At 31.3% G+C, this 13,902-nt stretch carries 11 protein-coding genes and 1 riboswitch; of the genes, 4 read left to right on the top strand and 7 right to left on the bottom strand.

Translation table 11 applies throughout. The annotated features are described in order from the left end of the window. Positions 1-34 precede the first annotated feature (34 nt). The 5 genes from LACAL_RS03040 to LACAL_RS03020 form a co-directional block, all read right to left on the bottom strand. Positions 35-2,614 carry a phosphoenolpyruvate carboxylase gene (locus LACAL_RS03040; protein ID WP_013869229.1) on the bottom strand — a complete coding sequence of 860 codons (2,580 nt, stop codon included), beginning with the start codon at positions 2,612-2,614 and terminating at the stop codon, positions 35-37. A 3-nt stretch (positions 2,615-2,617) separates the two neighbouring features. Continuing rightward, positions 2,618-3,736, bottom strand: a complete 1,119-nt coding sequence (gene leuB, locus LACAL_RS03035) for a 3-isopropylmalate dehydrogenase (RefSeq protein ID WP_013869228.1) — start codon at positions 3,734-3,736, stop codon at positions 2,618-2,620. Between the two features lie 169 nt (positions 3,737-3,905). Next, on the bottom strand, positions 3,906-4,493 hold the full coding sequence (gene leuD, locus LACAL_RS03030; RefSeq protein ID WP_013869227.1) for a 3-isopropylmalate dehydratase small subunit: 588 nt from the start codon (positions 4,491-4,493) through the stop codon (positions 3,906-3,908). 1 nt (position 4,494) lies between these two features. Next, entirely contained in the window at positions 4,495-5,877 is a 1,383-nt protein-coding gene (leuC, locus tag LACAL_RS03025; RefSeq protein WP_013869226.1) for a 3-isopropylmalate dehydratase large subunit, read from the bottom strand. Then, positions 5,878-7,053, bottom strand: a complete 1,176-nt coding sequence (locus LACAL_RS03020; protein WP_013869225.1) for a 2-isopropylmalate synthase — start codon at positions 7,051-7,053, stop codon at positions 5,878-5,880. It lies immediately after the preceding gene. A 144-nt stretch (positions 7,054-7,197) separates the two neighbouring features. On the opposite strand from LACAL_RS03020, the gene LACAL_RS03015 reads away from it, so the two are divergent. From LACAL_RS03015 to LACAL_RS03000, 4 genes are all read left to right on the top strand, one after another. Beyond that, the gene (locus LACAL_RS03015; protein WP_013869224.1) at positions 7,198-8,748 is read left to right on the top strand and encodes a hypothetical protein; all 1,551 of its coding nucleotides are present in this window, start codon (positions 7,198-7,200) and stop codon (positions 8,746-8,748) included. Positions 8,749-8,851: 103 nt separating this feature from the next. Next, positions 8,852-8,975, top strand: a riboswitch (SAM riboswitch). A gap of 119 nt (positions 8,976-9,094) precedes the next feature. After that, a complete protein-coding gene (locus LACAL_RS03010; RefSeq protein WP_013869223.1) occupies positions 9,095-10,387 on the top strand; it encodes an O-acetylhomoserine aminocarboxypropyltransferase/cysteine synthase family protein in 1,293 nt (430 codons plus the stop codon). A gap of 12 nt (positions 10,388-10,399) precedes the next feature. After that, complete coding sequence (locus tag LACAL_RS03005; protein WP_013869222.1) at positions 10,400-10,858, top strand: OsmC family protein; 459 nt, start codon at positions 10,400-10,402, stop codon at positions 10,856-10,858. A 2-nt stretch (positions 10,859-10,860) separates the two neighbouring features. Continuing rightward, positions 10,861-11,877 carry an alpha/beta fold hydrolase gene (locus LACAL_RS03000; RefSeq protein WP_013869221.1) on the top strand — a complete coding sequence of 339 codons (1,017 nt, stop codon included), beginning with the start codon at positions 10,861-10,863 and terminating at the stop codon, positions 11,875-11,877. A 194-nt stretch (positions 11,878-12,071) separates the two neighbouring features. Here LACAL_RS03000 and LACAL_RS02995 read toward each other — a convergent pair whose 3' ends face one another. Further along, positions 12,072-13,436, bottom strand: coding sequence for an amidohydrolase family protein (locus tag LACAL_RS02995; protein WP_237701022.1), 1,365 nt, complete (start codon positions 13,434-13,436; stop codon positions 12,072-12,074). A gap of 221 nt (positions 13,437-13,657) precedes the next feature. Further along, the gene (locus LACAL_RS02990) at positions 13,658-13,879 is read right to left on the bottom strand and encodes a PLDc N-terminal domain-containing protein (protein ID WP_013869219.1); all 222 of its coding nucleotides are present in this window, start codon (positions 13,877-13,879) and stop codon (positions 13,658-13,660) included. Between the last annotated feature and the right edge of the window lie 23 nt (positions 13,880-13,902).

Raw genomic sequence — 13,902 nt, 5'->3', positions numbered from 1 at the left:
ATCGAGGTTTTTTAATATAAACTGTTTGTGATTTTTAAGCTGAATTTCGGCTTGCATTTATATTTCCAAATAAAGAGCGTGTTACTATTTTTTCAAATATTTTAATTTGCTCTTCGTCTTTAACTTCTGCTTTTTCAAGTTCCTGAATCTTTTTTAAAGCATATTGCTGTATCGTTAATAAAGGTAGTACAATAGACTCTCTAACAGCTATAGATGCTTTTCCGGCAGGTTCTTCTTGCATTAATTCTTTATATCCTGTAAGCTTTAATATAAGTCGTTTTGTGGTTTCGTATTCATTATAAATAACTTTCCAAAAAGCACCATATTCTGGATCTTCGGCCATGTATTTTGTTAAATCGAAAAATGATTTCGATAAAGACATCATACTGTTTTCAATTAATGTTTTAAAGAAATCCGATGTTTTAAATAAGCGTTGAGCTTTATCAAACTCTCCTGCATCTTCATATTTTTTTAAAGCAGTACCAACACCAAAAAATCCTGGAACATTTTGTTTTAATTGGCTCCATGAGCCTACAAACGGTATAGCTCTTAAGTCTTCAAAAACTAAACCTTTAGCTTTTCCTCTTTTAGATGGGCGACTTCCTATATTTGTTTTAGCATAATACTTTAATGTACTCATGTGTTCTAAATAGGAAATGAATTTTGGATGTGCTTTAAACGCAACATAAGCTTCGTAACTAAGGTTTGCAATATCATCCATAACGACTCTGTTTTCAGGAAGCATGCTTAAATCATTATCGCTAAAACTATTATGAATACCAGAAGTTATTAGTTGTTCTAAATTATATTGAGAAGAATCCAATGTTCCAAAATTAGAGCTAATAGTTTGGCCTTGAATAGTAAGTTGTACTTCTTTATCTTCAATTGTTGGTCCTAACGACGCATAGAAATTATGTGTTTTTCCTCCACCACGAGCTGGTGGACCGCCACGACCGTCAAAGAAAATGGCGGTAACATCATACTTTCTAGAAATTGCAGTAAGATTTTCTTTTGCTTTATAAATAGCCCAATTTGCCATAAGATATCCACCATCTTTTGTACCATCGCTAAACCCAAGCATTATAGTTTGTTTGTTTCCTCTAGATTTTAAATGTGCTGCATATTCTGGATTAGTGTACAGTGCTTCCATAACAGCAGGAGCATTTTCTAAATCTGTAATGGTTTCAAAAAGCGGACCGATGTCTACCGTAAGCTTATCTTGAAAAGCAACAAGTTTAAGCATAGCAAACAATTGCATGACATTTAAAGTTGTTTGGTTGTTGCTAATTATATAACGGTTGGCAGCCTTTTCGCCATTAGTGTTTTGGATGGTTTTAATGGCTTTCATAGTGTTTAAAGCCTTTAAAGTTTCTTCGTCTTTTATTAACGAAAGGTCTATATTTCCTTTTACTTTAGAGAGTATTTTAACTTGTTCCTTTTCGTTTAAATCATGGTAATTTTTTGGAAATATTTCACTTTTGTTTTCAAGTAAAGCATCAACCATATTATTAAAAAATTGATTGTGCTTTCTGCTATCTTGCCTTATATCTAAATTAGCAAAATGAAAGCCAAAGAGATGAACTTTATTAATTAAGCTGTTAATTTCTTCGGCATAAAGCGATTGATGTTTATCAATTATAATTTGCTTTATGTTTTCTAATTCTGAGCTAAAATGCTCTAATGTTAAAGTAGATTTTTCATGTGAGATAATATTGTAAAGCTCTGTTTCTAAGTTAAAAACACGTTCTTCAACATCTTTAAACGTTAGTTTTCTTTTAAGTTTACGTATATCTCTATAGTAGTTTTTAATAATAGTTTCGTGTAGCCTGTTTGCAACATTTAAAGTGATTTCTGGAGTAACAAAAGGATTCCCATCTCTATCTCCACCAGGCCAAAAGCCAATATTAATAATATCGTTATTAATATGTTTACCATCAAATATGTTTTGCTGTATATAATCGTAAATACTACCAAACGATTTATAAAATACATTTTCTAAATACCATATTAAACTAACGGCTTCGTCGTACGGAGTTGGTTTTTTGTGTTTAAAGAAAGGTGTTTTGCCAAGTTGGGCTAATAAATCGTTTATTCTAAGTAGGTCGTTTTCCTTTACAGCTTCAGTTAAATCTGTTATAATACCTAAAACTGCACCAGGATAAAATTGAGTAGGATGCGCGGTTAAAACAATTCTTACTTTAAATTCTTCTAAATATTGTTGTAGTTTTTCTAATTTATTTTCAGAAGAGGCAGTTTCCTTTAAACTTCTTAAAGTACCAATACCATCCATGTTGTTAACTACAGGAAAAGCGGCATCTTCAATAGCATCAAATAATACAACTTGGCGTTCTATATATTGAATAAAGCGAAACAATAAATCAATCTGGCTCTCTTTAGATCTTCTAGCTTGGTATTTTTTAAAAAAGGTATTAACAATTGTGGTTGGGTTATCTCCGTTCTCAAAACCGTTTTTACAGGTTTCATGAAAAAGCGGTAATAAAACGCCTGTTTTAGAAATAGAATCAAAAGGTAGGGTCATGAATATACTATTGTATATCTGGTATTTAGACAATACAGTTTGTTTAAATCGAGTGAGTTTAGGCTGTGTAGGCATATATTATATAATTGTAGATTGACCTAAATGTATGTTGTGAAAATTAAGGTTAGAGTCGTTAGGGTTAGATATAAAATCGGCTATAAAATCGCCAACCTTAGATGTCGATACATTGTTATGGTCTTTATTTAAGTCTGGTGTAGTAATGTTTAATTTTAAAGATTTTTCTACAGCAAGTTTAATTAGTTCGGCTTCTGCATGTAAATTAAAGTGTTCTAGTAACATGGCGGCAGATAATATTGATGCTATTGGATTGGCTATACCTTTTCCAGTAGCTTGAGGATAAGAGCCATGAATAGGCTCAAACATGGCATATTTTTCTCCAACAGATGCAGAGGCAAGTAAACCAATAGAGCCACCAATAACACTCGCTTCGTCGCTAATAATATCTCCAAACATGTTTTCGGTTAAAATAACATCAAATTGATTAGGGTTTAAAATCATTTGCATGGCTGCGTTATCAACAAACAAAAAGTCTAAAGAAACATCAGGATATTGTTTGGAGATGTCTGTTACCACTTTTCGCCAAAGTCTTGAGCTTTCTAAAACATTTGCTTTGTCTACTAAAGTTACTTTGTTTTTCCTGGCTTTTGCAGCTTTAAAGGCTAAATGAGCAATGCGTTCAATTTCGCTTTTAGTGTATAAACATAAATCTGAAGCAGTATTACCATCATCACTTAAATGCTTTTCACCAAAGTAAATACCACCAGTTAACTCTCTATAAATACTAATATCTGTACCTTGAATAATATCTTTTTTTAAAGGCGATTTTTCAATGAGCGCATCATAAGCCTTTACAGGTCTAATATTAGCAAATAAACCTAAAGATTTCCTTAAACGAAGTAACCCTTGTTCTGGTCTCACTTTAGCCTCTGGATTGTTATCGTATTTAGGGTCGCCAATAGCACCAAATAATATGGCATGCGAAGCCTCGCAAACATCTAAGGTTTCTTCTGGTAAAGGATTTCCTGTTTGGTCTATAGCGGTTGCTCCAACAGGAGCTTCAACAAACGAAAACGTGTGGTCAAATTCTAGAGCAATAGCTTGTAGCGCTTTTATTGCTTCTTGAGTAACTTCTGGGCCAATGCCATCTCCTGGTAAAACTGCGATATTTAATTTCATATTTCTTACTTCTTAAACAGGAATAGTTTCCTATAATTTATACTTTTTGTTTTTTTCTGGCAAAGCAGAAATTTTATTTTTTGTTTTATGGCGTTACCTAAAGGTCGTGCTTTCACTACTCGCTCTTTTCAAGGAGCTCAAACAAACCGTTCAATCACTAACGCGTTTATTAATTAAGGCTAATTTCAAAAGCTTCAATTTTTGCTTTTTTACTAAGTAAAAAGTCGATATCATCATACCCATTAATTAAACAGGTTTTTTTATAACTATTAATTTCAAAATGCGCTACATGTTCTGTATTTTCAATAGCAATAGTTTGTGCTTCTAAATTCACAATTATGTTAATGTTTGAATCTTTTTTAATGCTTTTAAATAAAGTGTTTAAAAAAGCTTTAGAAACTTGAACAGGAAGTAAGCCGTTATTTAGGGCATTGCCCTTAAAAATATCTGCAAAAAAGCTAGAAACAACCACCTTAAAACCATAGCCAGTTAAAGCCCAAGCCGCGTGTTCTCTACTCGAACCGCAACCAAAATTATCACCGGCAACTAAAATAGAGCCAGAATGATTAGGATTATTAAGTGCAAAATCAATATTTAGTGTGTTGTCCTTGTTGTATCTCCAATCTCTAAAAACATTATCACCAAAACCTTGTTTATCTGTCGCTTTTAAAAAACGGGCAGGAATAATTTGATCTGTATCTACGTTTTCAATCTGTAAAGGAATTGCTTTAGAATGTAGTGTTGTAAACTTTTCCATATTAATTAAGGTGTTTAGTAATGTCTATAATTTTTCCTTCTACAGCAGTTGCAGCTGCAACTAATGGGCTTGCCAAAATGGTTCTAGAACCTTGACCTTGTCTACCTTCAAAATTTCGGTTAGATGTAGAAACGCAATATTCTCCTTGAGGTATTTTATCTTCATTCATAGCTAAACAAGCAGAGCAACCTGGTTGTCTAAGCTCAAATCCTGCAGCATCAAAAACAGCTTTTAAACCTTCGTTAATAATTTGAGTTTCCACCTGTTTACTTCCAGGTACTAACCAAGCAGTAACATTTTTAGCTTTTTGCTTTCCTTTTATAAAATTTGCGGCAACTCTAAAATCTTCAATTCTAGAATTGGTGCAACTGCCAATAAAAACAAAGTTTATAGGTTTGTTTATTAGGCTTTCTCCTGCTTCAAAATTCATGTATTCAAGAGATTTTTTAAACGAAGCGTTAGTTTCTGCAGGAATATTTTCTGTAATTTTAATTCCCATTCCAGGATTAGTACCATAGGTAATCATTGGTTCAATGTCTTCAGCATTAAAAGCGTATTCTTTGTCAAATGTGGCGCCTTCATCTGTAGGTAAAGTTTTCCAATAGGCAACTTTTTTATTAAAGTCTTCACCCTTAGGAGCAAATTGTCTGTTTTTTACATAGTTAAAAGTAGTCTCGTCTGGAGCAATCATACCGCCGCGCGCTCCCATTTCTATGCTCATATTGCAAACGGTCATTCTGCCTTCCATACTCATTTCTTCAAAAACATTACCAGCATACTCACAAAAATATCCAGTACCAGAATTGGTGCCTAGTTTAGAAATTATATACAGAATTACATCTTTTGGTAAAACCCCTTTTTTTAGTTTTCCATTTACGTTTACACGTAAGCTTTTAGGCTTGGTAAGAAGTAAACATTGGCTGGCAAAAACTTGAGCAACTTGGCTGGTTCCAATGCCAAAAGCAATTGTGCCAAAAGCACCATGTGTTGAGGTGTGGCTATCACCACAAACCATTGTCATTCCAGGTTGGGTTATACCAAGTTCTGGCGCCATAACATGTACAATACCATTATATTTATGGCCTAATTGGTATAATGTAATATTATTTTTTTTGCAATTTATAGAGAGTTGTTCTAGTTGTTTTCTAGAGAGCTCGTCTTTTATTGGTTGGTCTTGGTTTTGTGTTGGTGTATTGTGGTCTGCAGTAGCAACAATTTGATTTGGTCTAAAAACAGGAATTCCGCGATCTTCTAATTCATTAAAAGCTTGCGGACTAGTGACTTCGTGTATTAAGTGTTTGTCTATATAGAGTACTTGTGGACCATTTTTTATAGTGTCTACAACGTGTGCATCCCAGACTTTGTCGAATAGTGTTTTTTTCATTTAAGCAGAGATTATTTGTTGGTAGACGTTACTAGTTTCAATAATTTGATGAATATCATTATCGTTTATTTCTTTCTTTTTATCAGCAAAAACTAAAAAACTGGCATAAACATCGTCCAGTTGAAGTTTTGTAAGTTCGTAACCTACGTTTTTAGCTCTGTATGCAAGTGCAGCTCTTCCGCTTCTTGCGGTTAAAACAATGGCAGATTCTGTAACACCAACGTCTTTAGGATTAATAATTTCGTAGGTTTCACGGTTTTTAATCACACCATCTTGATGTATTCCAGAACTGTGCGCAAAAGCATTTGCGCCAACTATAGCTTTATTTGGTTGTGTATAAATGCCCATGCTGTTTGAAACAAGTTGGCTCATTCCATAAAGCATTTCGGTTTTAATATTAGTATCTAAATTTAAATAAGGATGCTGTTTTAGCACCATGACAACTTCTTCTAAAGCAGTATTGCCAGCACGCTCTCCAATACCATTTATTGTGCATTCAATCTGTCTGGCACCATTAATTACGCCTTCAATAGAATTTGCTGTTGCTAAACCTAAATCGTTGTGACAATGGCAAGATAAAGTGGCTTTTTCTATACCTTTTACGTTTTCTTTTAAATATTTAATTTTAGCGCCATACTCGCTAGGTAAACAATAGCCAGTTGTGTCTGGAATGTTTAAAACAGTAGCTCCAGCTTTTATGGCAGCTTCACATACTTTTGCTAAATAATCATTATCTGTTCGTCCTGCGTCTTCTGCATAAAATTCTACGTCTTCTACAAAAGATTTTGCGTGTTTTACAGCGGCATAAGCGCGTTTTAATACAGCTTCTTTGTTAGATTTAAATTTGTGAATTATATGTGAGTCTGATGTGCCAATACCTGTATGTATTCTTGGTTTTTTTGCATATTTTAAAGCTTGGGAAGCTACAGTTATGTCGTTTTCAACAGAGCGTGTTAAACCACAAACAGTAGCATTTTTTACGATTTTTGAAATTTCTTCTACAGATTTAAAATCACCAGGACTAGAAACAGGGAATCCTGCTTCTATAACATCTACTCCAAGTAAATCTAACTGTTTAGCAATAATTACTTTTTGCTCAGTGTTTAATTTACAGCCAGGAACTTGTTCTCCATCTCGAAGTGTTGTATCAAAAATTTGAATATTGTTATTTGACATTTATCAAAATATAGTTTAGTATTGTCTTACGAATTTATATTTTGAATTTTTTAACTGCTTGGCGTTTCTGTTATAGATTACGATGTTCAAACGTAAATTTGATTTTTAAACACTTGATTACTAGTAATTTAATTTAAAATTGAATTGACAACTAAAGACCAAAAAGATAATTTATTTTCTCTGGTAAAGTCATTAACAAAGTCTGAAAAAAGACAGTTTAAGCTTTATGTAGGAAGACTTGGAGTGAATTCAGATTCTAAATTTTTAAATTTATTTAACCTTTTGGATAAAGCTAAATCCTATGATGAGGTTGTAATAATTAAAAGCGGAATTGTTAAAAAGCAGCAATTGGCTAATGTAAAAGCACATTTATACAAGCAAATTTTAATTAGTTTAAAACTAAGTCCTTCTCATCAAAACATTCGCTCTCAAATACGAGAGCAGCTTGATTTTGCATCTATCCTTTACCATAAAGGTTTATATAAACAGAGTTTAAAAATTTTAGATAAAGCCAAAGAATTAGCTATACTTAACGAAGAGAAAAATATGGCTTTTGAGATTGTTGAGCTTGAAAAAATTATTGAATCTCAATACATAACAAGAAGTATAAGTTCTCGAGCAGATGAGCTTGCATTACAAGCAAAAGATTTAAGTTATCAAAATGTAATTGCGAGTAAACTTTCTAATCTTTCGCTGCAATTATATAGTATTATTTTAAAAACAGGTTACGTAAAAAACCAAGAAGAAGGTTTGCGTGTAACTAAGTACTTTAATGATAGGTTGCCAAAAATAAATTTAGCAACTGTAGGTTTTAGAGAAAAACTATGGTTTTACAAGGCATATTTGTGGTATAGTTTTTTGCTTCAGGATTTTTTAAATTGTTATAAATATGCATCTAAATGGGTTGATTTGTTTTATCAAAACCCGAGTATGATAAACCTTAATCCTGTATTTTTTTTAAAAGGAAACAACTATTTATTAGAGTCGCTCTTTTTTATAAGTAATAAACCAAAATTTTTAAAAAAATTAAACACTTTTAAAGCTACGGTAACAAATCAAAAATTTGTGAAAGATGAAAATGTGTCTAGTTTAATTTTTCTTTATGTTAACTTTCATAATATCAATCAGTATTTTATAGACGGAAGTTTTAAAGCTGGTTTAGATATTATTCCAGAAATTGAAAAAGGTTTGATTGCTTTTGAAGAAAGAATAGATCCACACCATAAAATGATATTTTATTATAAGTTCGCGAGTTTGCATTTTGGTGCAGGAAATAATAAAGATTGTATTTTTTATTTAGATAAAATTATTTCTAATAAATCACTTTCTATGCGAGAAGATTTGTTATGTTTTTCTCGTGTTTTAAACCTTGTGGCGCATTACGAAGCTGGCTTAGATTATCACTTAGAGACTTTGCTACGTAGTACTTATAAGTTTTTAATTAAAATGAATGACTTGCATGAGGTGCAAAAAGAAATGATAAAATTTATTAGAGGATTACAGGATATTTATCCTCATGATTTAAAAAATGCTTTTAGAGAACTTCATAAAATATTAAAGACTTTTGAAGATCATCCATACGAAAGACGAGCGTTTTTATATTTAGATATAATTTCTTGGTTAGAAAGTAAAATTGAAAACAAGCCTGTAGGTGAAGTGATTAAAAATAAATATTTAGCAAAAAACAACCTATAATATTAATAATTTCATAAAAAAATCACAAAAGCTTGAAATAATTTGGATATTAAAATTTTGTGAAGCAATATTTGTATTCACAAAGTTCAAAACACTTACTGAAATGTTATCAAGAAAGGTGGAGAGATAGACTCGCTGAAGCCTTAGCAACCCTTAGATTTACTAAGAAGGTGCTAAATTCTACTTAATATTACGATTCATTTATCGAAATATTGGATAGATAACTATAGACTAATTGCCCATCTGCAATTAGCATTTTCTTTTTAACATTTTTCTATTAAGTACGCTTCAAACGAAGCTTATTTGACTTTTGGTTTAATTTATTTAACTCAAAAAACTTAGAAAAATGAGTACACAAAAATTTGCAACAAAAGCGTTGCACGCAGGACACGATGTAAATCAAACAGGAGGAACAAGAGCAGTTCCTATTTATCAATCTTCAGCTTATGTTTTTGATGATTCAGACGATGCAGCAGGAAGGTTTAATCTTTCTGTTCCAGGATTTATTTACACAAGATTAAATAACCCAACAAATGATGTTTTAGAGCAGCGATTAGCAGCTTTAGAAGGAGGAATTGCTGCAGTAGCAACAGCATCTGGAACAGCAGCTATTTCTACAACCTTGTTAACGCTTTTAAAAGCTGGAGATCATATTGTTGCTTCTAGTAGTTTGTATGGCGGAACGTATAATTTATTAAGTGTAACGCTGCCAAGACATGGTATTACAACAACGTTTGTAGATCCTTCAAATCCAGAAAATTTTGAAGCAGCAGCACAAGAGAATACAAGAGCAATTTTTGTGGAATCTTTAGGAAACCCTAAATTAGATGTGTTAGATATTGAAGCAATTTCTAAACACGCAAAAGCGCATAAAGTGCCTTTGATTGTAGACAATACTGTAGCTACGCCGTATTTGTTAAACCCAATTAAGTACGGTGCAAATATTGTAATTCATTCTTTAACAAAATACATTAATGGTAATGGTACATCTTTAGGTGGTGTAGTTATTGATGCTGGAAATTTTGATTGGACTAATGGTAAGTTTCCAGAATTTACAGAACCATCACCAGGTTATCATGGTTTAGTATATAGTGAAGCTATTGGAGATGCGGCATTTATTGCAAAAATTAGAATTGAAGGATTAAGAGATTATGGAGGAGCATTAAGCCCGTTTAATGCCTTTCAAATTATTCAAGGATTAGAAACATTAGAGTTACGAATAACTAAACATAGTCAAAATGCATTAGAACTTGCAAAATGGTTACAGCAACAAGAAGAAGTTACTTGGGTAAATTATCCTGGATTAGAAACAAGCGACTATAAAAATTTAGCAGATAAATACTTACCTAATGGTCAAAGCGGTATTGTAACTTTTGGAGTAGAAGGTGGTTACGAGTCTGCAAAAACAATTGCAGATACCACAAAGTTGTTCTCTCTTTTAGCGAACATAGGAGATACAAAATCACTAATAATTCATCCTGCAAGTACTACACATCAACAGTTAAGCGATGCAGCTCAAGAAAGCACTGGTGTAACAAAAGATTTAATAAGACTTTCTGTGGGCATTGAAAATGTTGAAGATTTAAAAGCCGATTTAAAAGAGGCGTTTGCGGTTGTAAAACAAAAAATAACACTTTAAAATAAAGAAATTATGAGTGATTTAAAATTTAGTGTTATTGGAGAAAGTGCATCTGCAACAAAATTTATTGGTAAAACCAGACAATTTACATTAGTGGTTGATGAGCCAGAAGCTTTAGGTGGTACAGATGACGATGCAAATCCTGTAGAATACATTTTAGCTGGATTTGCAGGTTGTATAAATGTTATTGGGCAATTGGTAGCAAAAGAATTAGGGTTTAAAATAAATAATTTAAAAATTGAAGTATCAGGAGAATTAAATCCTAATCGTTTTTTAGGAAGTTCTAATAATGAAAGAGCAGGTTTTAAGTTTATAGAAATTAATTTAATTCCAGAAACCAATGCGTCAATTGAAACTTTAACAAAATGGTTACAGGTTGTTGAAGAAAGATGTCCGGTAAGAGATAATTTGTATAATAAAACACCTGTAAAAATAGCTGTAGAAAAAGAATATAATGTATCGCAAAATTAATTATGGAAAATTTAAGCTACATAAAAATTCTTAATTATGTAACTAAATCTGGTAAGGCTGTAAATGTAAACTTGTCTTACCAGGTTTTTGGTAAACCTTTACATGGTGCACCAATTGTTATGGTTAATCATGCGCTAACAGGAAACTCTAAAGTAACAGGAGAAAATGGCTGGTGGAATGATTTAATTGGTGATTTTAAATGTATAGATACAACGCAATTTACGGTACTAGCATTTAATATTCCTGGAAATGGGTTTGATGGTAAACATGAAAACATAATTGAAAATTATAGAGATTTTATAGCTAGAGATGTTGCAAAACTTTTTGCTTTAGCTTTAAAAAAGTTAAATATAAATAAACTATACGCGGTTATTGGAGGATCGGTTGGTGGAGGAATTGCATGGGAATTAGCAGCTTTAAAACCAAATTTAATAGAGCATTTAATACCTGTGGCAACAGACTGGAAATCTACAGATTGGTTAATAGCAAATTGTCACATTCAAGATGCGATTTTAAATCATTCTAATAAACCATTAGAAGACGCAAGAATGCATGCCATGACTTTGTATAGAACACCAGAATCGTTAACAAAAAAGTTTAACAGAAGTAAATATAACATTCATGAGTTTAATGTAGAGAATTGGTTAAGCTATCATGGTAATGCCTTAAATAAACGTTTTAAGCTTAAAGCATATAAGTTTATGAATCAAGTTTTAAGAACCATTGATATTACTAAAAACCGAGGAACATTACAGGAAGTAGTTTCAAAAATTAATGCTACAATACACATAGTAACAATTAATTCAGATATGTTTTTTAAAGCTGAAGAAAACTGGGATACATTTGTAGACTTAAAATTAATAAAAGAAAATGTAAACATTCATGAAATAAAGTCTATTCACGGTCATGATGCTTTTTTAATAGAGTTTAATCAATTAGCAGGTTTTTTAAAACCTATTTTTCAAATTAATAAAAATGCAAATAAAATTAAAGAGTTAAGCCTTTTAGAGCAGGATTAGATAATAATATATATGAAAAAGTAAAAATAAAAACCCGATTCAAATGAATCGGGTTTTTTAGTGTTGTCTTTATGAATATTGTATTTTCTTTTCTGGTATATATTTAGCAAGTAAAAACTTAATAGAAAATTTACTGGCAATTTTCCAAATAAGAACATGCTAATGCAATTAATATTCACGTTGTTAGTGGTGTTTTATTTTTCAAATATCAAGTGCTCTAAATATCTTACAGCGGATGCTATTAAGTTTTTCCGGTTCCTAGCCTTTTCTTCAAAATTTTCAAGAGAATCTTTGTTCAATTTTCTACCTTTTATAAAAATGGTTGATGGGTTTTTTAATGTAGATAATTCTAACAAAGGATTGCTATCTGTTAGTAATAAGTTCGCAATTTTGCCAACTTCAATGGTTCCCATATTGTTCATAATAGAATGAGTTTTTGAAGCATTTATTGTAGCTGTTTTAAGTACTTCATAATTGGAAAGTCCAGCTTCTTTATAGAATGCTAGTTCTTGATGAATTGAAAAGCCAGGAATTGTTACTCCTATTCCAGCATCTGTTCCGCAAATAAAAGTAACACCTTCTTTATGTAATTTTTTAATGATTTTTATATGCAAATCATGCTGGTTCTTTATAGCCTTAATAATTGAAGAATCTCTTAGTTTAGTGCTGTGCCATCTGTCAAATTGTGCTTTACTATCAATTCTTTTAATAAGCGGATTCATGAATTGAAGTTGTTCTAATTCTAAAATATTATCATTAATAAGCATTTGATAGATGTTGTTGTAAACTGTTAAAGTTGGACTAAAAGCACTATGTTTTGATTTTGAGAAATCGTTAACTACTTCTTTTAATTTTAGTGTATCTAATAAGTTGTAGTTTAGCGGTTGTTGAATTATTTCCTCTACATGTTCTATAGATTTTATCTGTGAATTAAAATGATAAGAATATGGTACTTTTTGAGATGGATGAGCAACAATATCAATGTTAGAAACTTTTGCCTGTTCAATCACGGCATCAAAGATTTCTTTATCCAATCCATAGTAAGTTTTGATAAAATCGTAACCTCTTTTTTTAAACGAGATTACTTTTTCTTTAGCTTCATGTGGATTGTTTAGATTTAAGTTATCATCTCCTATAAATTCTGGACCTGTAAGTTTAGGTCCTGTTGTAAAAAATATAGGTGAAATAATTTCGTTATTGTTTGCTTCTTCTTTAATTCTTAGATGCATTGGCATACCCCATAAATTTCGAACTGCTGTAACTCCATTAGATAAATATAGCCCAAGTTCATATCTATCCCATACATGAACATGCATATCTATAAGACCAGGTGTTAGATATTTGTTTTTTGCATCAAGAGTTTCAACTCCATTTGTTTCAATCTTATTTCCAATTTTTTGAATTATTCCATCTTTTATGTACACCATTTTGTTTACTAAAACAGTGTCTTGGTTCATTGGAATTATATTAACATTGGTAATAAGGAAAGAATTATTATTAGCAGATTTAATATTTTTACTATTTAAGTAATTGGTGCTTTGTTTATCTACTAGAAGCATCACCGCGATAAATACCAGCAAAGCTCCAATAATTACAAGGATGAATTTAAGAATTCGTTTTACTGTTTTCATATTTAGGTTAATTATCGCTAAGGTTTTTTATATACTTTTTTGCGTTGGTTTAGCAACTAATTTAGTAAATACAAACCGCATAGAATATCCGAGAGGATTTTTGCAAGTAGGCTAGAGCTAGCTATGTATTTTTTATTTTTTTTAAGGTATTAATTCAGTTTTAATTTTTTACTTTTTCCAATAAATAAATATAAAAGTGAACCTATAAATGGAAGTAATATAACAACTAAAGCCCAAATTACTTTGTCGTTTTTCTGAAATTGGTTTCTTAAAATATCTATTAGGCAAAAAATCCAAAGTCCAAAGGAAATTATTATTAAAGCTTGCCAAGTAAATAAGCCTAAAGAAAATTCTGTAATTGTTTTGTCCATAATAATAGTTTTAAAAATTTTTA

Source organism: Lacinutrix sp. 5H-3-7-4 (assembly GCF_000211855.2).
In the GTDB taxonomy this organism is placed as follows: domain Bacteria; phylum Bacteroidota; class Bacteroidia; order Flavobacteriales; family Flavobacteriaceae; genus Lacinutrix.
The sequence above is the reverse complement of the archived record's forward strand: the minus strand, read 5'-3'. Positions and strand labels throughout refer to the sequence as shown.